Source organism: Methylophaga sp. UBA4204 (assembly GCF_002379485.1).
In the GTDB taxonomy this organism is placed as follows: Bacteria; Pseudomonadota; Gammaproteobacteria; order Nitrosococcales; family Methylophagaceae; genus Methylophaga.
Window position 1 is genome coordinate 18,574 of sequence record NZ_DFTU01000055.1, and the last position, 272, is coordinate 18,845.

The following is a 272-nucleotide window of genomic DNA, read 5'->3' on the forward strand; positions in this document are numbered from 1 at the left end:
TAGCGAGCTCCTGCCATCAGGGCTTCAATGTCGTCAATTTCTTTCGGCGCGTCAGCAGATAATACTTCGTGACCCTCTTTGGTCACCAGCACATCATCTTCAATACGAATTCCAGTGAAATGCCATTTTTTATCAATATGTTCCGGATCGCGGATATACAAACCAGGCTCTACGGTTAACACCATGCCTGGTTCCAGTAAGCGCCAGGTACAATCGATTTTATAATCACCGACATCATGCACATCCATTCCCAGCCAGTGGCCGGTGCGGTG

1 protein-coding gene is annotated in these 272 nt (G+C 48.2%); it reads right to left on the reverse strand.

Going from position 1 to position 272, the window contains the following annotated elements; translation table 11 throughout:
• Nucleotides 1-272: M24 family metallopeptidase (locus B3182_RS08025; RefSeq protein ID WP_292746424.1), on the reverse strand; the 272-nt coding region annotated here is incomplete at both ends.